This window comes from Micromonospora sp. NPDC004540, from assembly GCF_040610095.1.
Classification (GTDB): domain Bacteria; phylum Actinomycetota; class Actinomycetes; order Mycobacteriales; family Micromonosporaceae; genus Micromonospora.
Genome location: NZ_JBEXLR010000001.1, coordinates 120,712 through 141,803 on the forward strand (window position 1 = coordinate 120,712; position 21,092 = coordinate 141,803).

At 72.9% G+C, this 21,092-nt stretch carries 19 protein-coding genes and 1 tRNA gene; 8 read left to right on the forward strand and 12 right to left on the reverse strand.

Annotated features, from left to right (window positions below; all coding sequences use genetic code 11):
* The first annotated feature begins 374 nt into the window (after positions 1 to 374).
* A complete protein-coding gene (locus ABZV78_RS00630) occupies positions 375 to 1,148 on the forward strand; it encodes an A24 family peptidase (protein WP_355634641.1) in 774 nt (257 codons plus the stop codon).
* Between the two features lie 15 nt (positions 1,149 to 1,163).
* Here ABZV78_RS00630 and ABZV78_RS00635 read toward each other — a convergent pair whose 3' ends face one another.
* Positions 1,164 to 1,793 carry a phosphatase PAP2 family protein gene (locus ABZV78_RS00635; protein WP_355634642.1) on the reverse strand — a complete coding sequence of 210 codons (630 nt, stop codon included), beginning with the start codon at positions 1,791 to 1,793 and terminating at the stop codon, positions 1,164 to 1,166.
* A 101-nt stretch (positions 1,794 to 1,894) separates the two neighbouring features.
* Between ABZV78_RS00635 and ABZV78_RS00640 the strand changes: the two genes are divergently transcribed.
* Positions 1,895 to 4,279: a glycosyl hydrolase family 65 protein gene (locus ABZV78_RS00640; RefSeq protein ID WP_355634643.1), complete on the forward strand. Its 2,385-nt coding sequence runs from the start codon at positions 1,895 to 1,897 to the stop codon at positions 4,277 to 4,279.
* Here the strand turns inward: ABZV78_RS00640 and ABZV78_RS00645 are convergent.
* From ABZV78_RS00645 to ABZV78_RS00665, 5 genes are all read right to left on the reverse strand, one after another.
* Positions 4,252 to 4,734 carry a hypothetical protein gene (locus ABZV78_RS00645; RefSeq protein WP_355634644.1) on the reverse strand — a complete coding sequence of 161 codons (483 nt, stop codon included), beginning with the start codon at positions 4,732 to 4,734 and terminating at the stop codon, positions 4,252 to 4,254. The two genes, ABZV78_RS00640 and ABZV78_RS00645, sit on opposite strands and share 28 nt — an antisense overlap.
* Before the next feature lie 151 nt (positions 4,735 to 4,885).
* Positions 4,886 to 5,482: an FHA domain-containing protein gene (locus ABZV78_RS00650; RefSeq protein ID WP_355634645.1), complete on the reverse strand. Its 597-nt coding sequence runs from the start codon at positions 5,480 to 5,482 to the stop codon at positions 4,886 to 4,888.
* On the reverse strand, positions 5,467 to 7,275 hold the full coding sequence (locus ABZV78_RS00655; protein WP_355634646.1) for a serine/threonine-protein kinase: 1,809 nt from the start codon (positions 7,273 to 7,275) through the stop codon (positions 5,467 to 5,469). The genes ABZV78_RS00650 and ABZV78_RS00655 overlap by 16 nt, the downstream gene beginning before the upstream one ends.
* A 234-nt stretch (positions 7,276 to 7,509) precedes the next feature.
* Entirely contained in the window at positions 7,510 to 7,938 is a 429-nt protein-coding gene (locus ABZV78_RS00660; RefSeq protein ID WP_355634647.1) for a hypothetical protein, read from the reverse strand.
* Positions 7,939 to 8,084: 146 nt separating this feature from the next.
* A complete protein-coding gene (locus ABZV78_RS00665) occupies positions 8,085 to 8,966 on the reverse strand; it encodes an SdrD B-like domain-containing protein (RefSeq protein ID WP_355634648.1) in 882 nt (293 codons plus the stop codon).
* 197 nt (positions 8,967 to 9,163) lie between these two features.
* Between ABZV78_RS00665 and ABZV78_RS00670 the strand changes: the two genes are divergently transcribed.
* Positions 9,164 to 12,298 (forward strand): BTAD domain-containing putative transcriptional regulator, encoded by a 3,135-nt coding sequence (locus tag ABZV78_RS00670; protein ID WP_355634649.1) that lies wholly within the window; start codon positions 9,164 to 9,166, stop codon positions 12,296 to 12,298.
* Here ABZV78_RS00670 and ABZV78_RS00675 read toward each other — a convergent pair.
* The 3 genes from ABZV78_RS00675 to ABZV78_RS00685 are packed head-to-tail and all read right to left on the reverse strand — an operon-like array spanning position 12,295 to position 14,872.
* Positions 12,295 to 13,137 carry a DUF4097 family beta strand repeat-containing protein gene (locus ABZV78_RS00675; protein ID WP_355634687.1) on the reverse strand — a complete coding sequence of 281 codons (843 nt, stop codon included), beginning with the start codon at positions 13,135 to 13,137 and terminating at the stop codon, positions 12,295 to 12,297. The genes ABZV78_RS00670 and ABZV78_RS00675 overlap by 4 nt on opposite strands.
* 50 nt (positions 13,138 to 13,187) lie before the next feature.
* Positions 13,188 to 13,928 (reverse strand): ABC transporter permease, encoded by a 741-nt coding sequence (locus ABZV78_RS00680; protein ID WP_355634650.1) that lies wholly within the window; start codon positions 13,926 to 13,928, stop codon positions 13,188 to 13,190.
* Positions 13,928 to 14,872 carry an ATP-binding cassette domain-containing protein gene (locus tag ABZV78_RS00685; RefSeq protein ID WP_355634651.1) on the reverse strand — a complete coding sequence of 315 codons (945 nt, stop codon included), beginning with the start codon at positions 14,870 to 14,872 and terminating at the stop codon, positions 13,928 to 13,930. Before ABZV78_RS00685 ends, ABZV78_RS00680 begins: the two co-directional genes overlap by 1 nt.
* A gap of 91 nt (positions 14,873 to 14,963) precedes the next feature.
* Between ABZV78_RS00685 and ABZV78_RS00690 the strand changes: the two genes are divergently transcribed.
* The 3 genes from ABZV78_RS00690 (at position 14,964) to ABZV78_RS00700 (ending at position 16,940) form a co-directional block, all read left to right on the forward strand.
* The gene (locus ABZV78_RS00690; protein ID WP_355634652.1) at positions 14,964 to 15,488 is read left to right on the forward strand and encodes an SMI1/KNR4 family protein; all 525 of its coding nucleotides are present in this window, start codon (positions 14,964 to 14,966) and stop codon (positions 15,486 to 15,488) included.
* Between the two features lie 78 nt (positions 15,489 to 15,566).
* Entirely contained in the window at positions 15,567 to 16,061 is a 495-nt protein-coding gene (locus ABZV78_RS00695; protein WP_355634653.1) for an SMI1/KNR4 family protein, read from the forward strand.
* Between the two features lie 102 nt (positions 16,062 to 16,163).
* Positions 16,164 to 16,940, forward strand: coding sequence for a hypothetical protein (locus ABZV78_RS00700; RefSeq protein WP_355634654.1), 777 nt, complete (start codon positions 16,164 to 16,166; stop codon positions 16,938 to 16,940).
* A gap of 533 nt (positions 16,941 to 17,473) precedes the next feature.
* Here the strand turns inward: ABZV78_RS00700 and ABZV78_RS00705 are convergent.
* Positions 17,474 to 17,545: transfer RNA gene (locus ABZV78_RS00705), tRNA-Lys, on the reverse strand.
* Positions 17,546 to 17,666: 121 nt separating this feature from the next.
* On the opposite strand from ABZV78_RS00705, the gene ABZV78_RS00710 reads away from it, so the two are divergent.
* Both ABZV78_RS00710 and ABZV78_RS00715 read left to right on the forward strand, forming a co-directional pair.
* Positions 17,667 to 17,966 carry a hypothetical protein gene (locus ABZV78_RS00710; RefSeq protein ID WP_355634655.1) on the forward strand — a complete coding sequence of 100 codons (300 nt, stop codon included), beginning with the start codon at positions 17,667 to 17,669 and terminating at the stop codon, positions 17,964 to 17,966.
* Positions 17,967 to 18,002: 36 nt separating this feature from the next.
* The gene (locus ABZV78_RS00715; RefSeq protein ID WP_355634656.1) at positions 18,003 to 19,085 is read left to right on the forward strand and encodes an NAD-dependent epimerase/dehydratase family protein; all 1,083 of its coding nucleotides are present in this window, start codon (positions 18,003 to 18,005) and stop codon (positions 19,083 to 19,085) included.
* Here the strand turns inward: ABZV78_RS00715 and ABZV78_RS00720 are convergent, their stop codons facing one another.
* The gene (locus tag ABZV78_RS00720) at positions 19,086 to 20,258 is read right to left on the reverse strand and encodes a hypothetical protein (protein WP_355634657.1); all 1,173 of its coding nucleotides are present in this window, start codon (positions 20,256 to 20,258) and stop codon (positions 19,086 to 19,088) included. It abuts the gene before it with no gap.
* Between the two features lie 72 nt (positions 20,259 to 20,330).
* On the reverse strand, positions 20,331 to 21,080 hold the full coding sequence (locus ABZV78_RS00725) for a ZIP family zinc transporter (protein WP_355634658.1): 750 nt from the start codon (positions 21,078 to 21,080) through the stop codon (positions 20,331 to 20,333).
* Positions 21,081 to 21,092: the final 12 nt, after the last annotated feature.

The following is a 21,092-nucleotide window of genomic DNA, read 5'->3' on the forward strand; positions in this document are numbered from 1 at the left end:
TCCGCCGATGCAACAGAGGCAATTCATTCGAACACTCTCAGTGATGACGGGTGGTGGCGGCCGGTGGGTGTCCGGACGACGACGAACGGCTGTCGGGTGGGTCGGCCGGCGGCAGGAGTGCGTTCACCCGCACGCGACATCCGGTGTCCCGGGCGGGGGTCGTCGGGCGGCGGATTGGGGGGCAACGGTCCCTCTGGTCCGATCCGTCCCCCTGGCCCCGACCCCGCCTACCGGTCGCCGGCGGCCGGTCGCCCCGACCCGGCCCGCCGCAGGCGGGGTGCCGGTTTCCGCGCCATCCGTGACACGACGATCGGGCGAAATTCACTCTGCGTGCTCCAGAGTGGAACGGTGTGCGACCGTCCGGGAGAGCCGGCGTGACCGCCGAACGGGTGCGGGCCGCCGCATCGACGGCCCCCGCCCGCCGTCCCGTCGTCCGGCTGCTGGCCGCTCTCGCGGTCGTGCCGCTGTTGCGGCTGGCGGTCGCCCGCTACGCCGTACCCCCGGGGGTGCCCGACCGGGCGGGGTGCGCCGGCTGCGGCGCGCCGATCGGCCTGGACCGGCCGCTGCCGGCGCTCGGGCCGGCGGCCCGCTGCCCGTCCTGCCGGACGCGGGTCGGCGCGGCGCCGATGGTGGTCGAGATCGCCCTGGTCGTGGCGGTGGCCGCGGTGGCGTTGACCGGCGGGCCGGCCGGCGCGCGGGCGGCGGTCGCCTGGTGGCTGGCCTGGGCGGTGCCGCTGGCCCTGGTCGACGCGGCGACGCACCGGCTCCCGGACCGGCTGACCTGGCCGGCGGCGGCCGGGGCGTGGGTGCTGCTCGGGGTGGCCGGGCTGGCCGGGCCCGGCCCGGCGCCCTGGCTGCGGGCCACCGCGGCCGGGCTCGCCCTCGGCGCGGGCTTCGCGGCGACCACCCTGCTGCTCGGCCGGCGCGGGTTCGGCCTCGGCGACGCCAAGCTGGCGCTCGGCGCCGGCGCGCTGCTCGGCTGGTACGGCTGGCCGGTGCTGGTGGCGGGGCTGGTGCTCGCGGTCACCCTTGCCGCGGTGGCCGGCCTGGCGCTGCTGGCGGCCCGCCGGGTCCGCTGGTCCAGCCACCTGCCCTTCGGCCCGTTCCTCATCCTCGGCGCCGCCCTCACCCTCGTCCTGACGACCTGAGCGGCGGCGGGCGGATCAGCGCCGCGCGGGTCGGACGGCCGGACGGGTGGCGGCGCGGCGCACCCGCCAGCGCAGGACGTCGGCGACCGGGCGGGCCAGCATCGGGGTGAGCAGGGTGCCGACCAGCACGCCGAGCAGCAGGCCGGCGGCCACGTCGTGCGGATAGTGCACGCCCACGAAGGTGCGGGAGAACGCGGCCAGCACGGCCAGCGGGACGGCCACCAGGCCGATCCGGCGGTGCAGCAGCAGCGCGGCGGCGGCCAGCGCGCCCGCGATGGTGGCGTGGTTGCTCGGAAACGACCAGTCGCCGGCCGGCGGGCAGTGCCCGGCCACGATCACCAGGTCGGCGGGGCTGCGGCAGGGCCGGTCCTCGGCGATCAGGGTCTTCAACCCCTCGCTGGAGGCGTACGCGCAGACCACCGCGACGGGGGCGGCCAGGGCGAGCGCCCGGCCCCGGAGGTCGCCGCCGACCAGCCGGGTCAGCGCGGCCAGCACCAGCAGGACCCCGAGCAGGACGATCGCCCCCTCGGTGAAGTGCACGGCGAACCAGTGGACCGGTTCCGGCGTGCGGTCGGCGAACTCGACGATGTCGTGGTACCAGTCGGCACTGACATCCGGAACATCGGTCACCACGGCGTCAGTCATGAATCACCTCACCAACTGTTCATACTCCGTTCACCTGGAGGGTGGTGGGGGAATGACTGTCGGGGCACCCGACGTCTCGGGCGCCGATCTCAGGAGGACCCGTGCCGCACACACCCGAGGGCGAGGAGAGTTGGCGGATCCGCCGTACCGCGGCGGACCTGGACCGGCTCGGCGCAACCGAGTCGATCTTCGCGCTGGGCAACGGCTGGGTGGGGTGGCGCGGCACCCTCGACGAGGGCGAGCCCTACGAGATGCCGGGGACCTACCTCAACGGGTTCCACGAGCGGCGCGAGCTGAGCTTCCCGGAGAGCGGGTACGCCTTCCCCGAGCAGAGCGACAGCGTGATCAGCGCCCCGAACGCCGCGCTGGTCCGGCTCTGGGTCGGCGGGGAGCCGCTGGACCTGCGGACCGGGACGGTCCGGCGGCACGAGCGGGAACTCGACCTGCGCGCCGGGGTGGTCCGCCGGGAGACCGAGTGGATCTCGCCGGGCGGGCACGGCGTCCGGGTCCGCAGCACCCGGCTGGTCTCGCTGCCCCGCCGGCCGGTAGCCGCGGTCGACTACCAGGTCGAGCCGCTGGACGGCCCCGTCGAGGTGCGGGTCTCCGCCGACCTGCTCGCCAACGAGCGGGTGCCGGAGCGCGCCGACGACCCGCGCGCCGCCGCGGTGATCCACGACCCGCTCAGCGCCGAGACCGGTCGGCACCACGGCACCGACGGGGTGCTCGTGCACCGGACCGAGCACAGCGCCCAGCGGGTCGCCGTCGCGGTCGCCCACCGGATCGACGCGCCGGACACCGCCGCGACCGACACCGAACTCACCCCCGACCGGTTCCGGCTGGCGGTCACCGGGTCGCTGCGCCCCGGCGAGCGGATCCGGGTCACCCGGTTCGCCGCGTACGAGTGCGCGCACGTCGAGGACACCCCGGCCGACGAGCTGGCCGACCTGGCCGTCGCGGAGGCGGACGCGGCCCGGGCCGAGGGGTTCGCCGCCCTGCTCGACGCGCAGCGGGCCGCCCTCGACGCCGCCTGGGCCACCGCCGACGTCGAGCTGGACGGCGACCGGGAACTCCAGCAGGCGGTCCGCTTCGCGGTGTTCCACCTGCTCCAGTCCGGCCGGGCCGAGGGCGACCGGACCGTCCCGGCCAAGGGCCTGACCGGCAACGGCTACGACGGCCACGTGCTCTGGGACACCGAGAGCTACGTGCTGCCGGTGCTGACGTACCTCGCGCCGGGGCTGGCCCGCTCGGCGCTGCGTTGGCGGCACGCGCACCTGCCCGAGGCCCGGGACCGCGCCGCCGAGCTGCGACTGGCCGGCGCCACCTTCCCGTGGCGCACCCTCGGCGGCCGGGAGTGCTCCGGCTACTGGCCGGCCGGCACCGCCGGGCTGCACGTCAACGCCGACATCGCCGACGCGGTGCTGCGCTACGTCGCGGCCACCGGCGACGCGGAGTTCCTCGCCGACTGCGGCGTCGAACTGCTGGTCGAGACCGCGCGGCTCTGGCACCGGTACGGCCACTGGTCCGACACCGGCACCTTCCACCTGACCGGGCTCACCGGCCCCGACGAGTACTCCGCGCTGGTCGACGACAACCTCTTCACCAACCTGATGGCCCGGCGCAATTTGCGCGGCGCGGCCGACGCCGCCGAGCGCCTCCCGGAGGCGGCCGCCCGGCTCGGCGTGGACCCGGCCGAGATCGCCGGCTGGCGGGCCGCCGCCGACGCGGTGCACGTCCCGTACGACGGCAAGCGCGGGGTGCACCAGCAGTCGGCCGGCTTCACCGAGCAGCCCGAGTGGGACTTCGCGAACACCCGCGCGGACGACTACCCGCTGCTGCTGCACTTCCCCTATCTGGAGCTCTACCGCCGGCAGGTGGTCAAGCAGGCCGACCTGGTGCTGGCGATGCTGCGCTGCCCGGGCGAGTTCACCGCCGCCGAGAAGGCTCGCAACTTCGCCTACTACGAGGCCCGGACCGTCCGGGACTCCTCGCTGTCGGCCTCCGCGCAGGCGGTCCTCGCCGCCGAGGTCGGCCACCTCGACCTGGCGTACGACCTGTTCGCCGAGACGGCGTTGCAGGACCTCGAGGACCTCGGCGACAAGACCGCCGACGGGCTGCACCTGGCCTCGCTGGCCGGGGCCTGGCTGGTGGTGGCGCAGGGCTTCGGCGGGCTGCGCGACGACCGGGGGGTGCTCTCCTTCGACCCGCGGCTGCCCCGCCGGATCACCCGGCTCGCCTTTCACCTGCGCTGGCACGGGCACCGGCTGCGGGTCACGCTCACCCCCGGCACGGCCCGCTACGAGCTGCCCGACGCCGGCCCGGCCGACGCCGTCGAGCTGTGGCACCACGGCGAACGGCTCCGGGTGACCGGGGCGGCGCCGGTCGACCGGCCGATGCCGCCGGTGCCGGACCCCGGTCCCGAGCCGCCGTCACCGCCCGGCCGGCGGCCGGCCCGGCGCGGTCAGGCGGACGCGGGCGGCGCCGGCTGAACCGGCACGCCCGACATCCGCTCGACAATCTCCTCCAGCGCCTCGAAGGCGTACGCCCAGTTGTGGCACTTGAAGCTGCGCAGCCCCTCGATCGGGGTGCGGCAGTCGGCGCAGTGCACGCCGGGGATGGCGGCCGGCACCTCGGTGTTGACGTACTTGCGCTCGCCGAGGATGACCCGGGCGATCATGCCCCGGTCGTGCACCCCGTGCAGCGCGGAGGAGACGATGTCGTACCAGTTCACCCGGCGACCGCACTTCGGGCAGTCCGGCTCGTCGCCGCTCACCCAGAGCGGGGCGCCGATGCTGCGCGCCGGCATGTTCAACAGCTTCTCCAGCCGGCGCACGTCCGCCTCCGGGGTGGTCCAACGGTGCCGGCCCGGCAGCGAGGCGGGCGAGTCGTAGACGGCGCGGAACACCACCGGGTCGACCTCCACGGTCTCCCGCCCACTGGTCATCGGTACCTCCTCGGCTCGACTGGTCCCACCGTCGTACCAGGTGGACGGCGTCGACAGCCGGATCATGGACACGACGGGTCAACGGTGTGTCGCCCAGCGTGCTACACATCGGCGCCCGGCGGGAGGGCCGACCGCCACCGGAGTCGCCCGGTCAGCCCACCGCGCCCCGGCGGACCGCCTCGGCCGCCAGCCGCGACCGGCGCCGGTCGTCGTTGCTGACCAGGCCGAACTTGTCGTACAGCCGGGTCAGGTGCTTCTTCACCGCGCTCTCGCTGACGCCCAGCGTGCCGGCCAGCCCCCGCACCGCCGGCGGCTCCGGGAAGGTGTCGCCCCCGGCCAGGTACGGGCGGCACAGCGCGTCGAGCAGGTCCGTCTCCCGGCGGGTGAGCGCCGGCGGGGCGGGCGGCGGCTCGACATCGACCGTGCTCGTGCCGGTGAGCTGCCCGGGGGCGCGGAACAGCAGCCGCGCCGGACCGACCTCCACCCGGTCGCCGTCGCGCAGGGTGCGGGCCTCGCGTAGCGGCGCCCCGTTGACCGTGGTGCCGTTGGTGCTGCCCAGGTCGCGGATGATCCAGCCGGACGGGAAGCGCTCGACCAGCGCGTGCAGCCGGGAGACCAGCCGGCTGTCGATGGGCAGCTCGTTGCCGGGGGCCCGGCCGATGGTCAGCGTGTCCACGCTGAGCGGGACGAGGCGCACCGGTCCGCTGCCGTACACCTCGAACCAGCCGCCGGTCACCGGTCGCACCACGGCTCGGTGGTCGCCGTGGTCACCGCGCCGGAACGGGTGACGGTCACCGTGGCCGTGGCGGTGACACACCGCCCCGCCGACGGCCAGGGCTCGGTCCACAGCTCGTACGGCTGGCCGGTGGCGCGCTGCCGCGTCCGCGGTCCGCCCGCCCGTACCGCCAGGTCGACGGTCCAGGTGCCGCCGCCGGTCGACACGTTGTCCCGGTACTGCTTCCACACCCAGACGTACGCCATGGCGGCCCGACAGCTCGGCGACCAGTACTGCTTGACCGAGATGGCGCGCAGGCCGCCCGCGTACCCGTAGGCGGAGACGCCGATCTGGTAGGCGTCGGCGTAGCAGCGGCCGGGCGGCGCGTCGTCCTGGCTGGCCTTGCGGGGCGTGGCCGTGCCGGCGAGCGTGGTGCCGAGCCGCCGGCCGGCCACGGTCAGCTCCAGCACCGCCCGGACCGACCCGGCCGTCCGGGGCCTGGCGACCAGCCGCACCTCGCACTCGGCCCCCGCGGCGAGCCGGCGCGACCCGCACCCGTCCGCGACGATCCGCAGCTCGTCCCGGGACGGGCCGCCCACCGTCACCCCGCCCAGGGTCACCGGGTGATCGGCACGGTTGCGCACCCGCACCGGCCGCTCCGCCGACTCCGCGTACAGCGTCAACTCGCCCAGCTCGACCCGCTCGGGCAGGCTCACCGGGGCGGGTGGGGGCGGGGCCTGCGCGTACCCGGTGGCCAGCACCGCCGCCAGCGCCACCGCCAGGCCCACGGTCCGGCGCAGCGCGTGCCGGCGTACCCGGGAGGGTCGTGCCACCGTGGCGGAGAGGGCGAGGGCCGCGCGGCGGCGGGCGGAGAGCGACGGCGCCGAGCCGGCCGGCGACGCCGGCCGCGCCCCGACATCGGCGGCCACGTCACCCGGGACGAACGGGGTCACCGGCAGCCCGGCCGCCGCCTGCGCCGCGCGCAGCTCCCCGGCGAACTCCGCGACCGACCCCGGCCGCCGCGCCGGATCCTTGGCCAGCGCGCGCTCCAGCGCCGCGCACACCCCGTTGGGTACGCCGAGCAAGCGCAGGTCCGGCATCGGGTCGGCGGCGATCCGGCGCAGCAGCGACGCGGTGGACTCCCCGTCGCCGGGCGTGAAGGGCGGTGCGCCGCGGATCCAGTGCAGCACGGTCGACGCCAGCGCGTATACGTCGGCGGCCACCGAGGCGGGCTCGCCGCGCAGCACCTCCGGGGCGGCGTGCAGCACGCTCGCGGTGACCCGGGCGCGCGTGCCGGGGCGCTCCGCGCCGGGCCGGGCCTGGCCGAAGTCGGCCAGCTTCGGCTCCCCGTAGCCGGAGACCAGGATGTTCTCCGGCTTCACGTCGCGGTGCAGCACGCCGGCCCGGTGCGCGGTCTCCAGCGCGCCGGCCACCGCGATCCCGCCGGCGACGGCCGCCCGCCAGTCACCCGCCGTCCCGCGGCGCAGCCGGTCGCCCAGCGAGCCGCCCTCCTCGTACGCCATCAGCAGGTACGGGTTGCCGGCCGCGGTCCGGCCGGCCTGGTGCAGGGTGACGATGTGCGGGTGGTCGGAGAGCCGGCCCAGGGTGCGGAGTTCGCGCTCGAAGCGGGCGCGGGACGGCCCGCCCCAGTCGGCGGCGAGCACCTTCACCGCCACCCAGCGGGCGTAGTCGGCCTGCCAGGCCCGGTAGACGACGCCGAACCCGCCCCGCCCGACCTCGACGGCGTCGGTGCACCCGGCGATCCCCAGGTCGACGGCGGCGCCCGCCGCGGGGCGGTGCGTCACCGGCTGTTCGCTGTGGACCATCGCCGCTGAATGCTACCGACGGGTCGCGACGGCCTCGGACGCTCGGGTGCACCCTCCACCGGGGACGCCGACGGTCCGTGCCCCGAGCAGGGCACGGACCGTCGAGTGTCGCCACCGGGGCCGGTCGGGCGGCCGGCCGGCCCCGCCCCCCTTCGGCGGATCGGTGGTCGTGGTGGAACCGGGGATGTCCCGGGCCGCCCCCAGGTACGGCCCGGGACGTCGGGCGGGCGAAGGTCAGCAGACCGTGCTCGTCGACCCGCCCGTCGAGTTGAGGTAGCCGGTGACGTGGGTGCAGTGCGCGGCCGTGTTGGCGGGCTTGCCCCACAGCTCCGCCCGGGTGGTGTTGCTCAGCTCGCCCACCCCGTAGTCGGTGCCGCTGTCCGACTCGTCGATGACGTGCACGTACAGGTCCCAGTTCGAGTGGCTGGCCCGGTACTGCTCCCAGACGTAGATGTAGGCGTAGTTGTAGCCGCAGCCGTAGTACTGCTTCACCGAGGCGGCCTGCATGCCGCCGACCGTGAGCACGCGGGTCGTGCCGATCTGGCGGACGCTGGAGCAGCTCGCCGGGGTGCTGGCCAGCGCCGGGGAGGCGTCGACCAGGGCGACGGCGCCGGCGGCGAGGGCCACGGTCGCGGTGGCGAGGGTACGGCGGAGCATCGACATGGGAAACCCTGCTTTCTCTCAAGATCCCGTCGGGAGAGAGACAACCAGGGTCGGTGCGCGGCCGACAGGTGACGAAGCGGGGAGGGTTTGCTCCCCCGCCGGCCGCCCGCCCGGGTTTCGGGTCCCCGGGCGGGCGGCTGCCGGGATCAGCTCCGGGTCACCAGGCCGGCGTCGACGACGTACTCGCCGCCGTGCTGGGCGTGGAATTCGGCGCTGGCGGCGAGCAGGGTCGGGTCCCACTGGTACGCCGTCACCAGGTCCGAGTCGGTGGCGTCGTCACCCACGTTCCCGGCGGTCGTGTCGTACTGGTTGGTCGCCTCCACCCGCACCTGGTAGAGCTGCTCGGTGCGCGCCGTGATGGACCAGGTGCCGTCCGGCTCCACGGTGGCCGAGCCGCCCCCGGTCGCCTGTCCCTGCGGCGACCAGAGGGACACCCGGAGGACGCCCTCCGGGCCGATGCCGGGCTCGCCCTCCTCGCGCTGCCCGTCGCCGTCCAGGTCGTGCCAGACGATGCCGCGGATCACCGCGGTGCCGGCGATGGCCACCGTCACCGAACCGGTGTTGTTGCCGGTGTTCGACTCCCGCTTGTCGGGGGCGATCGTGGCGGTGATCGGCACGGTGGTGCCGGGCGTCGCGCCGGCCACCTCGAACGGCACGTTCAGCCGGCTCCGTTGCCCGGCCAGCAGCGCCGGGTACGCGCACGAGTAACTGGTGGCGCTCGCCGCCGCGCAGGTCCACCCGGTGCCGGCGTACGGGGTCGTGGTGCGCAGGCCCGCGGGCACCGCGACGGTGACCTTCACCGGACCCGAGTCGCCGTTGCCGTAGTTGCGCAGGTCGATCTGGGCGGAGAAGGTCTCGCCCTCCGCCGGGTTCACCACATCGGTCATCACGAGGTCGACGGCCAGGTCGGGCTGGGTCTTCCCGGCCGCCACCGCGTCGGCCGGGAGAGCCGCCGCGCCGAGGGCGAGGGCGGCCAGGGTGGTGGGGACGACACGTCGGAGCGAGCGGGACAGGGAGTTCGGTCGCATGACTTCCTCACGTCGCGGGCAACGGCCCGCCGGGCGGCGGACCGTGGAGATCAACTGCCTCCACTCATCCGGCGTCGTCGATGCGCGGGGCGTTACAGGGGGACAGCGGGCGGTGTTCCGCCCGGGATCGGATCTCGGCTCAGGCGGCGCCCAAAGGGCGATCCGGCAAGGGCGAGCCGCCGTGGGAGGATCAGTGGGTGCAGGTCAGGATGCTCGGATCATTCGAGGTTCACACGAACGACGGCATCCTGGCCGACGTGCCGGGCGCCCGGTTGCGCGCGCTGTTGATCGCCCTGGCACTCGAACCAGGCCGCGTCGTCTCGAAGGCGACGCTCATCGACTGGATCTGGGGTGAGAACCCACCCGCGGACGTGGCGAATGCCCTGCAACGACTGGCCTCCCGGCTGCGCAAGGCGCTGCCCGGAGGTGTGATCGAGGGGCAGACGGGCGGCTACCGACTGGTGGTGGACCCAGGCGCGGTCGACGCCCTGCGGTTCGAACGCCTCCTCGGCCGGGCTCGCCAGGAGGAGGGTCTCCAGCGAGTTCGGCTGCTGCGCGAAGCCGTCGCCCTGTGGCGCGGTGCCGCCATGCAGGATGTCGGGTTGGAGAACAGCAGAGCGTTCGACGCGGCGGTGACGCGGCTCGAGGGGCTGCGCCTGACGGCGATGGAGGATCGCTTCGAAGCGGAGGTCGGTCTCGGCCACGGCGCGGAGGTGGTCGGGGAACTGACCGACGCCGTGACCGCGCATCCGCTGCGGGAACCGCTGGTCGCTGCGCTGATGCGCGCCCTGGTGGCCGCCGGCCGCGACGCCGAGGCCCTGCTCACCTACGAACGCACGAGGGAAGCCCTGGCCGACGCGCTGGGTGTCGACCCCTCGCCGGAGTTGTCGGCCCTGCACACGGCGCTGCTGCGGGGCGAGTTGGGCCGGCGGGAGGAGACCCGGAAGACCAACGTCCGTGCCGAGCTCACCAGCTTCGTCGGCCGGGAAGCTGATGTCGCCGCGGTCCGCGGGCTCATCGCGGAGCACCGGCTGACCACCCTGATCGGGCCTGGCGGTTCGGGCAAGACCAGGCTGGCCACGGAAACCGCACGCACGATGGCCGGCGACCTGCCCGACGGGGTCTGGCTGGTGGAACTTGCCGCCATCGGCGCCGACGGTGACGTCGCGCAGGCGACGCTCACCGGGCTCGGGCTCCGGGATGCCCTGCTCGGCGCGGCACCGAGCGCGGACCCGGCGGACGGGCTCATTGCCGCGATCCGCGAGCGGGAGGCGCTGCTGATCCTCGACAACTGTGAGCACGTGATCGAGTCGGCGGCGAGGTTCGCCGATCGGGTGCTCGGGGAATGCCGACGGCTGCGGATCCTGGCCACCAGCAGGGAGCCGCTCGGCATCACCGGTGAGGCGCTGTGGCTGGTCGAGCCGCTGGCCGTGCCGACCGACGCCGGCCCGGGCGAGATCGCATCCTCCCCGGCCGTCCGTCTGCTGCGCGACCGGGCGGGTGCGGTTCGCAGGGACCTCGGAGTCGACGAACACACCTTGTCGACGATGGCGCGCGTGTGCCGGGCGCTGGACGGGATGCCGCTGGCGATCGAACTGGCCGCCGCCAGGTTGCGCACCATGACCATCGAGCAACTCGCCAACCGGCTCGATGACCGGTTCCGCCTGCTGACCAGCGGGAGCCGTACCGCGTTGCCGCGACACAAGACGCTGCGCGCGGTGGTCGACTGGAGCTGGGAACTGCTCACCGACGCCGAGCGGACGGTCCTGCGCCGGCTGTCGGTGTTCTCGGGCGGGACGAGCCTGGAGGCGGCCGAGCGGGTCTGCGCCGGCGACGCGGTCGAGCAGGACGAGGTGCTCGAGTTGCTCACCTCGCTGGCCGAGAAGTCGCTGCTGGTCACCGAGGGCGACGGCGCACCGCGCTACCGGATGATCAGCACGATCAAGGAGTACGCCGCGGACCGGCTCGCCGAAGCGGGGGAATCGGACCTGGCTCGCCGGGCACATCTCGCCTACTTCACCGAGCTCGCCGAGACCGCGGAGCCGCATCTTCGCCGCGCCGAGCAGTTGGAATGGCTCGCCACGCTCGAGGCGGAGCACGACAACATCGGTGCCGCGATGCGGGGGGCGATCGCGGCGGGTGAGGCGCAGGCGGCAATGCGGCTCGCGGCGGCCGCCGGCTGGTACTGGTGGCTCGGCGGCCGCCGGGCCGAGGGCATCGAGCTGATGATCGCGGCCACCGACCTCCCCGGCGAGGTGACCGATGACGTCCGGGCCATGGCGTACGCGCTGATCGTGCTCTTCGTGACCTCCGGGCGGGGCGACGAACACCAGGGCGCGGAATGGATCCACAAGGCGTACCGGTTCAGTCAGCAGAGTCGGCACCCCAACCCGCTGCTGAGACTGGTCGACCCGCTGGAACGCATGCTGCAGGCGCCGGAAGCCGCGGTGACCGCGTGGGAGCCGTTGCTGGACAACGACGACCCCTGGGTACGCGCCCTGGCCCGTTGGCAGGCCGGCAAGATGCGGATCATGTTCGGTCAGGGCGGCCGGGACGCGGAGGCCGGTCTTGAGATGGCGCTCGCCGAGTTCCGGACGCTCGGCGAACGATTCGGGATGTCGTTGGCTCTGGCCGAGCTGGCCGGGCAACTCGCGTTGCGCGGTGAGTTTGCCGGTGCCTGTGCGCACTACGAACAGGCGATCGCGGTGGTCACCGAGGTCGGCGCCGTCGAGGACGTCATCCGGCTACGGACGCAACAGGCCCTGCTCTACTGGCTGCACGGCGATCGAGACTCCAGCGCGGCCGCCATCGCCGAGGCCGAGCGGTGCGCCGAACGGGTCACCTGGCCGGATGCCCTGTTCGAGCTGGCGCTCGCCAAGGCGGAGCTCGCGCGTCGGGGCGGTGACGCCGCGGAGGCGCGCCACCAACTCGGCATCGCGACCGCCCTTCTGGGCGACGACGCGGAGCAGACGCATATCCGCGCGGGCATACACGACGTGCTCGGCTACCTGGCCGACGACCTCCGTGAGGCTCGTACCCACCGCGTGGCGGCCTGGCAGGCAGCGTCCGAGGCGGGACACGCCTTCCTGATCGCCCAGATACTCGTCGGGGTCGCGGACCTGGCAGTCCGGCAGGAACAGTACGAGCAGGCGGCGCGGCTGCTCGGGGCAAGTGTCGCGGTGCGCGGATTGCCGGATCGCGCCCATCCGGATGCGGCGCGGATCGAGCGGGACGCACGGCGTCACCTCGGCGAAGCGCGGTTCGCCGAGGTGACGCAGGAGGGTGCGCGGACGAGCTCCTCCGAGCTGGTCGAGGTCACGTTCGCTTTCTAGCGGTCAGTGGCGGCACGTCGGATGACGACGTCGCCGTGCCGCGTGCGGGCGTGAACCGAGACCTTGGTGTCCGACGGGTCAGGGTTCCCCTGCGGCGACACGGAGTCGCGCACCGACCCGCGCTCGCTGTTGGCGTCGATGTGGGCAGCGGTGCCCTCGCTGATGCCGACCTCGATGTTTCCTGAGCCGTTCATCAGCTTCGCGTGACCGTGCGTCAGCCGGCCGATCCGAATGGCGCCGCTGGCTGTCCCGGCGGTGACGCTGCCGTCGGCACGGTCGATGTCGAAGTCGCAGCTACCGCTGCTGAGATCGAGGTCGGCCGAGGCGTGGCCGATCCAGGCCTGCCCGCCCGAGTTCGAGAGCCCCACCCTGCCCTCGACCTCGCCGATCCGCATCGTGAACGCCCCGCCGTCGATGTCGGCGCGTCCGGCGATGTGGCCGATCGCGACCTCACCGGACGCGACGTTCGCCCGCAGCGCGCCGACGCGATCGAGCTGGGCCCGACCCGATGCCAGGTGCAGCTCGCACTCGCCGAACGAGCCGTCGGCATGCACGTCCGAGTGCGCCAGGTAGGCGGCCAGGCCGGAGCCGGTGGGCAGGTCGATCGTGATGGCGACCGATCCGGTCTTGTCCCCGGCGGCGGTCGTCCTGACCGACAGCTGACCGCCGGTGAAGTCGACCTTGGTCTTCTCGGCCACCTTGACGTCCTTGCGGCTCGCCTCGTCGATGGGTTCGACCAGCACCACGGTGTCGGTCCGGTCGCTCGCGGTGATCCGCACCCGGGCACCGGCGACCTCCACGGTGGCGGCGATGGGGGTCGGCGTGGCGAATGTGGGCATGACAACCTCTCCTCGTGCTTCTTGGCGGGCGGGGCAACCGCTCCGGTTGGTCAGGCTCGCTTCTTGAAGGTGGAGAGCGACCACACGTATCCGACCAGGGCGATCCCGGCGCACCAGATGACGGCGACGATCGCGCTGTTGCCGGACGGGTCACCGGTCAGCAGCCCGCGCACCGTTTCGATGATCGGCGTGAAGGGCTGGTACTCGGCGAACTGCCGCACCCCCGGGCCCATCGTTTCGGCCGGCACGATCGCGCTGCTCAGGAACGGCAGCATGACCAGCGGCACGGAGACCAGGCCCGCCGTTTCCGGGGTCTTGGCGGCCAGTCCCAGGGCGACGGTGATCCAGGTGGTCGCGAAGGAGACCAGGACGATGAAACCGATGGTGGCGAGCCATTCGAGGGGGCTCGCCGCCGGCCGGAATCCCAGCGCGAAGGCCACTCCGATGAGGGCCGCGATGGCGATCAGACTACGGAGCATGGTGGCGGCGACATGCGCGCTCAGCACGGCGCTGCGGGAGATGTCCATCACCTTGAACCGGTTGATGATCCCCTTCGTCATGTCGGAGTTCACGGCCAGCGCGGTCGCGCTCAACCCGTAGCAGATCGTCAAGACGATCATTCCCGGCGTCGCGTAGTCGATGTACTTGCCGTCGATGTCGAAAGCGCCGCCGAAGACGAAGACGAACATCAGCATGAGGACGATCGGGAACAGGACCGCGTTGAACACCGCGACCGGGTTCCGGAGAGTGTGCTTGAAGTTGCGACCCAACATGGTCATCGCGCTGCTCATTATGCGTTCACCTTCGTGTTGGTACGGCCGGTCAGGGCAAGGAAGACGTCGTCGAGGTCCGGCGTGTGCACCGAGAACTCCTCGACCTCGATGGAATGTGCGTCGAGCTGTGCCAGCAGGGCGCGCACCGATCTCGCCCCACCGTCGCTGGGAACCCGCAGGGTCAGGTCCTCCTCGCCGTCCCGCGCGGCGTCGGTCAGGACCCGCATCGCGGAGTCGAGTTCGAGGTCGCCCGCGAACCGGAGCCGGACGTGACCGCCCGGGATCAGGCGCTTGAGCTCGGCGGGAGTGCCCTGGGCGACCAGCTTGCCCTGATCGAGCACCGCGATCCGGTCCGCGAGCCGATCGGCTTCCTCCAGGTACTGGGTGGTCAGGAAGATGGTGGCGCCCTCGGCCACCAGCTGGCGGATGATGTCCCACATCGTCCGGCGGCTGCGCGGATCCAGGCCCGTCGTCGGCTCGTCGAGGAAGATGATCCGGGGCTTGCCGACCAGGGTCATGGCCAGATCCAGCTTCCGCCGCATGCCCCCGGAATAGGTCGCCGCCATCTTCTGCGCCGACTCCGTCAGGTCGAACCGCTCCAGCAGGTCGGCGACGACCCGCTTGCTCTCACCCGAGCCAAGACGCTTGAGATCCGCCATCAACTGGAGGTTCTCCTGGCCCGTCAGCAGCTCATCCACGGCGGCGAACTGACCGGTGACCCCGATGGCCGCGCGTACGGCCTTGGTCTCGGTCGCCACGTCGTGGCCGGCGACGCGTACCGTGCCGCCGTCGGCCTTCATCAAGGTGGTCAGCACGTTGACCGTCGTCGTCTTGCCCGCCCCGTTCGGGCCGAGCAGGGAGAAGATCGTGCCGGCGGCGACATCGAGGTCGATGCCGTCGAGGACGACCTTGTCCTTGTACGCCTTCCGCAGCCCTGAAGCCGCGATCGCTGAGTTCGTCATGGGGACCACCATCGGCGCCCGGCCTGCCACCCACCTGACACGCCCCTGACACGGCAGCTGACATGTCGGTCCGCCTCGATAGGGTGCGGCCGTGGAAGACGACAGTCGTGCCTTGCCGCCCCCGCTGTCCGAAGCTCATGAGGTCGGCTTCGACTACCGGAACGGGGCGGGCGTCGACTTCGAGCCGTACCCCGAGTTTCTTGACGCCGGTGAGACCGTCGAGTGGTGGCGGGCCTGGACGGGGAACGCGGAGCTTGGGGAAGCCGAGTTCCGGGTCTTCGGGCAGGACGGCACGGGCGGCCTCGCCGCATTCTGGCTCGTGCGTCATGGCGAGCCGATCGAGCAGCAGCCGGTGGTGTTCCTCGGTTCCGAGGGCGAGACGGGAGTCGTGGCGCAGAATCTGTGGGCCTATCTCTGGCTTCTCGCCGACGGCTTCGGTCCCTGGGAGGCGACGGAATACCCCGACCACGAACATGAGCCGCGCCCGGATGCCCGCCTCACGGAGATCGCCGAACGCTGGGCGCCGTCGCAGCGCAGGTCGGCGGGTGAGGCCATCACCGCGGCGCGGGAAGAGTTCCCCGGCTTCGAGGAACTGATCGACTCGATGTGCCGGTAGCCGGTGTGAAGGGCGGGCGGCTCGGCCAGGCGCTGGCTTAGGTCCTGAAACGTACGCCAACCGAACTACAGTCAGCCCGTGCTCGATCCCACCACTGTCTTCGACGAATCGGGCCCGCTGGAGGCCCCGCTCACCGACGAGGTTCTGTGGGCGGTAGAGGCGCAGCTTGGGCACCGGCTGCCCGCCGCGTACGTCGACCTGAGCCGTCGACACAACGGCGGCTCGTTTGCCCGTGACGCCCACCCGGCACCCGACCGAACCTCCTGGGCTGAGGACCACGTCGGCGTGTACAGACTGGCGGCGATCGGTCGAACTGCTCGATTCAGCCTCTGCGGCGCGGTCGGCAGCGCGTTCTGGGTAGCGGAGTGGGGCTACCCCGACATCGGCGTCTACATCGCCGACTGTCCGTCCGCGGGTCACGACATGATCGCCCTTGACTACCGCTCGCCCGGAGAGCCGGCCGTCGTCCACGTCGACCAGGAAAGGAACTACCAGATCACGGTCCTCGCCCCCAATTTCGAGACCTTCGTGTCAGGCCTCCTCAGCGAATCCGACTACGACCTGGACGACTGAACCGGAATCGGCCACAGTTCGACCTCGATCCCGTGTTCGGGACAGCGCGGCTTGGTCCGGATAGGAGAAACTGACGGAAAGGGCAGGATGGGAGGCAGGGATTTGAGGAAGCGCACCGTTGACATCGACGAGGAGTCGACCGGCTTTGGCGGGGCGACTCTCGATGCGATCCGGCGTTCCGTCGGGACGCGGCCCCGACGGTGGCTGATAGCGATCACGCTGCTGTTGGGCCTGTTGGCCGCCCTGGCGATGACCGCGGCTGAGCAGCCCGCCGATCTGACCTTTTCCACCCTCTCGGACCCGGTGCAGAGCCTGATGTCGGTGACGGTGCCGTTCCTCGGCGTCCTGCTGGCCCGCGACCTGCGCCGGGCACCCAGCACAGCCCGGCTCACCCCGACCCTGCTGGCGGCGACGCTCCTGGCCGCCGCTGTCGGACTCTTCGGGGTCCTGGTCTGTGCCGCTGCTCTCGCGCTCGCGCCGGCGGGCACCGCCCCGGACCCGTGGCGGCACGCCGCAACCATCGCGCTGGGCGGCGTACTGGTGCAGATCGTCGCCCAGTTGGTGGGGACCGGGCTGGGCTTGCTACTGCGGCCTGCTGTCGTCGCATGCCTCGCCACCATCGTGCTGCCGCTGGGCCTGTGGGCCGTGCTGGGCGGCGTCGACGTCCTCCAGCCTGCGCAAGCCTTCACCCCGTACGCCACGGTCCGGAACCTGCTCTCGGGCCGGATGAGCGCAGTGAATTGGGCCCAGTGGCTCGTCGTGCTCCTGATCTGGGGTGTCGGTCTGAACATCATCGGTGTGGCCCGACTGAAGCGGCGGAAGCCGGGAAGCGACCCAACACCAAGCGCCACCGCGCGCGATTCAGCTTCCGCAGTGTGACGGTGTTGGCGCCCCGATCATGGCAACAGCGGCCCTGGTCAGGGCCTATGTCTGAAGCTGCTGCTTCCTCACCTCTGACGCGCAACTGAGCAACGCCCTAGCCAGCGCCTCCGCCCGCCCCGCCGACAACCACAACGAGCCATGTGGCACGTTGTCGTCGGGACCGGCCAACCCTTCAGTCAGGGTCTCTGGCGGCACTTCGACGTCAAGCCGAACGAAATGATGCCCTCTGCTGTAGTCAACGAAGGCATCTAAGTACCGCTCATCATCAAGCGTCACCACTGCATGCTGCCACGGCCAGGACCCCACCTCATCCCTCCACCTCGACTGCCTCGTCCCGGAAGAGCGATGCAGATCCTCCGGCATGCGCAGTTCGCCATCACCATGGAGATCTACACGGTGGTCTCCTCGGCTGCCGGCCCGCGACGCCCTCAAGCGGCTCGGCAGGGCGCTGGACCGGTAAGGCGCTACTGCTGTACGAGCCGTGCATAGAAAGACAGCGGCCCTACAAGGGCCGCTGACCAGAGGAGGAGTGGGCCGCCAGGGACTCGAACCCTGAACCTATGGATTAAAAGTCCACAGCTCTGCCATTGAGCTAGCGGCCCGTCCGCCCAGGCTACCGGAACCCGCCCGCACGGAGCTTCCGCCTTCCCCACCTGTCGATCTTCGGACTCACCAAGGGCGCCGGCGGGCATGACGACGCCCCGCTGGGGAACCGGGACACGCATGAGGGTGAGCGGTACGGCTGCGGTGGCGGCGTCCGGCGAGGTGGCTGGGGCCGACGGGGTGCGCCGGCCCGGCGGCGAGGTGCACGCCTGGCTGCCCGCGCAGAACCAGACGGTCTGCGGGCTCCCGCTCAGCCGTACCCGGCTGCGCCGCTTCCCGCACGTGCCGTTCGACTACTCGGACACCGACGTGCTCACCGAGGCCGATCCGGAGGGCTACGTCTGCCCGCGCTGCCTGGCCGCCACCCAGGGGCGCCGCGAGGGGGAGAAGGGCTGGGTGCGTACGAACCCCCGTCCGTGAGCGGTTGCTGTCCGCTTCAGTGGGTACGGCACCGGTATGCGCATCGTGATCGTGGGGGCGACCGGCAACGTGGGGACGGCGCTGCTGCGCCGGCTGCGGCGGGAGTCCGGGGCGGAGCTGGTCGGGGTGGCCCGCCGGCTGCCCGGGCCGGACGCCGGTGAGCCGTACGACGGGGTGGAGTGGCACTCGTGCGACGTCGGGGCGGCGGACGCGGTGGAGAGGCTGGCGGCGGCCTTCGCCGGGGCGCGCGCCGTGGTGCACCTGGCCTGGCAGATCCAGCCCAGCCACGACCAGCGCGTCCTGCACCGGACCAACGTCGGGGGCAGCCGCGCGGTGATCGAGGCGACCGTCCGGGCCGGCGTTCCCGCCCTGGTGTACGCCTCGTCGGTGGGCACCTACGCGCCCGGCCCGAAGGACCATCCGGTGAGCGAGAACTGGCCGGCGACCGGGGTCGAGACGTCGTCGTACAGCCGGGACAAGGCCGAGGTGGAGGCGCTGCTGGACGGCGTGCAGCGGGAGCGCCCGGAGCTGCGGGTGGTGCGGCTGCGCCCGGGGCTGACCTTCCAGCGGGACGCCGGTACGGAGATCCGCCGCTACTTCCTCGGCCCGCTGGCGCCGGTGCGGCTGCTCCGGTACGGCCGGATCCCGCTGGTCCCGACGAACCGGCGGCTGCGGATGCAGGCGGTGCACGCCGACGACGTGGCCGACGCGTACGCCCGGGCGGTGCTGGGTGACGCACGCGGTGCCTTCAACGTGGCCGCGGACCCGGTGCTGACCCCGGAGCTGGTGGCCCGGCACTTCCACGGCTGGACGGTGCCGGTGGCCACCCCGGTGCTGCGCGCGGCGGCGGCACTGACCTGGCGGGCGCGGCTGCAACCGGTGGACACCGGCTGGGTCGACCTGGCGCTGAATGCCCCGCTCATGTCCAGCGAGCGCGCCGAGCGCGAACTCGACTGGACCCCCAAGCTCGACAGCGTCACGGCGCTCCGGGAGCTGTTCGCCGGCATGTCCCACCGCACCGGCACCACCTCCCCGCCGATGTCGGCGGCTCCGACCCTCCCCGGCCGGCCCACCGCCCTCCTCAAGGCCCGCCTCCCCGGCCACCCGAACCCCTACTGATCAACGCGCCAGGCGGGACGAGACGACCGTGGGTGGGCGGGCGCCGAGGAAGAAGATGCCGGGGTAGCCCTGGGTCTCGAAGCCCTTGCTGGGGTTGCGGCGCAGCGTCGAGTTCTCGACGCGCATCGTGCCGGTGCGGTTGTTGCTGACGAAGAAGACGGCGCCGCCGCCCTCGTTCGCCGTGTTGCCCTCGATGATCGTGCCGGCGATCCGCACGGTGAACTCGTTGCCGTCGCAGTAGATCGCGCCGCCGCTGCCGCCGCCGGGACTGCCGGACCGGGCCGGGTTCGCGCCGCTGCCGACCGCCCGGTTGTCGCGGAAGACGCTGTTCAGCACGGTCCAGGAGACGCCGATGCTGCTGGTCGCCGCGCCGTTCGCGCAGACCCCGCCGCTGAAGCTGCTGTTCACCACGTAGACCGGCTTGTTCCCGTACTGGCTGAGCACGCGCAGCGCGGCGCCGCCGAGGTCCGGGCCGGTCCGGTCGCAGCGGTTGTCCACGAAACGCGTGTTGACCACCTTGAGGCGGCCACCGCGTACGAAGATCGCGCCGCCCCCGCCGCCCTCGGTCCGGTCGCCGGTGGAGTTGCCGTCGGCGAAGGTCAGGTTCTGCACGGTGAGCTGCGGGTGGTCCTGGTTCTGGCAGTGCGAGGTGGTCCAGCCCTGGGCCTGATCGCAGGTGTTCTGGTAGAGGATCCGGCGCTCGCCGCCACCGCTCAGGGTGACCTTGCCACCGCCGTCCAGCACGATCCGCGGGCCGTGCGAGTTGACCACCTTCGCGGTCGCCTTCATCCGAATGGTCACCGGGGCCGAGCCGCAGTCGAAGGTGATGATCCCGCCAGCCGCCACCGCCCGCACCACCGCCTCGGAGGTGCAGCTCGCCGGGGTGCCGATGCCGACCGTACGCGTCGGGCGCGAGGTGTCCACGGCCCGCGCCTCGGCCGGCACGGCGGCGTGCCCGTCCGGGTTGCCGGCGCGGAACGCGCCCGCCGACGGTGCGGCGCTGGGCCCGGCGGTGCCGAGACCGGCCCGGGCGCTCGGGGTGCTGGCCGGAGTGGTCGTCGGGGTGGCGGCGGCCGGCGCGGGCGGGCCGGCCGGCTCACCCCCGGCGCAGCCCGGCAGCGCGGCGGTGGCGAGGCCGAGGACGAGCAGGACGACAACGGACTTCACGCGCACCGCCCGATGCTAGGAGCGCGGCCCGTTCCGGCACGAGCCGGCGCGGAATCCTTAACCCGGCGCTAAGCCGGCTCAGCCGTGGGAGAAGGCGAAGGCGACCAGGAAGCCGAGCACGGTGATCAGGCCGACCAGCAGGTGGGCGTTCTCGAACGCCTCCGGGACCATGGTGTCGGTGATCATCGCGAGGATCGCGCCGGCCGCGAGCGCGGTGATGGTGGCCAGCACCGCGGGCGGGGCGCCGCCGAGAAGCGCGTACCCGGCCAGCGCGGCCACGCCGGAGGCCAGTGCGATGGTCGCCCAGAGCAGGAGGATCCAGCGCCGGGTACGGCCGGCCTGGCGCATGCCCGCCGCGCTGGACAGCCCCTCGGGCACGTTGCTGAGGAACACCGCGACCACGGTGACCAGGCTGACCTTGCCGCCACCCAGCAGGCTCGCGCCGATCACCACCGACTCCGGTACGCCGTCGAGCAGCGCGCCCACCGCGATGGCCGTACCCGAGCCCGGCAGCTCCTGCTCGGAGGGCTGCTCGGTGCCGGAGCGCTTGCGGTGCCGCGCCCCGCGCCGGGCCAGCAGGACGTTCGCCCCGGTGTAGGCGAGCGCCCCCACCGCCGTCCCGAGCGCCACCGGCAGCAGGCCGGCCTGCTCGTGCGCCCTGGCGAGCAGCTCGAAGGAGACCGCGGAGAGCAGCACGCCCGCCCCGAACGCCATGACCGACGCGGTGATCCGGCGCGGCACCCGCGCGGCGAACCCGGCGACCGCCCCGATCAGCAACGCGGATCCGGCCAGCAGACCCCAGAATCCCGCTTCCCCCCAACCCGGCACCGCAGCACCCTA

Coding starts and splice junctions, on each gene's coding strand:
- ABZV78_RS00715 (WP_355634656.1), top strand. CDS start 18,003: ATGCGCATCGTGATCGTGGGGGCGACCGGCAACGTGGGGACGGCGCTG.
- ABZV78_RS00665 (WP_355634648.1), bottom strand. CDS start 8,966: ATGCGACCGAACTCCCTGTCCCGCTCGCTCCGACGTGTCGTCCCCACC.
- ABZV78_RS00660 (WP_355634647.1), bottom strand. CDS start 7,938: ATGTCGATGCTCCGCCGTACCCTCGCCACCGCGACCGTGGCCCTCGCC.
- ABZV78_RS00685 (WP_355634651.1), bottom strand. CDS start 14,872: ATGACGAACTCAGCGATCGCGGCTTCAGGGCTGCGGAAGGCGTACAAG.
- ABZV78_RS00645 (WP_355634644.1), bottom strand. CDS start 4,734: ATGACCAGTGGGCGGGAGACCGTGGAGGTCGACCCGGTGGTGTTCCGC.
- ABZV78_RS00710 (WP_355634655.1), top strand. CDS start 17,667: ATGAGGGTGAGCGGTACGGCTGCGGTGGCGGCGTCCGGCGAGGTGGCT.
- ABZV78_RS00635 (WP_355634642.1), bottom strand. CDS start 1,793: ATGACTGACGCCGTGGTGACCGATGTTCCGGATGTCAGTGCCGACTGG.
- ABZV78_RS00675 (WP_355634687.1), bottom strand. CDS start 13,137: ATGCCCACATTCGCCACGCCGACCCCCATCGCCGCCACCGTGGAGGTC.
- ABZV78_RS00680 (WP_355634650.1), bottom strand. CDS start 13,928: ATGAGCAGCGCGATGACCATGTTGGGTCGCAACTTCAAGCACACTCTC.
- ABZV78_RS00655 (WP_355634646.1), bottom strand. CDS start 7,275: ATGGTCCACAGCGAACAGCCGGTGACGCACCGCCCCGCGGCGGGCGCC.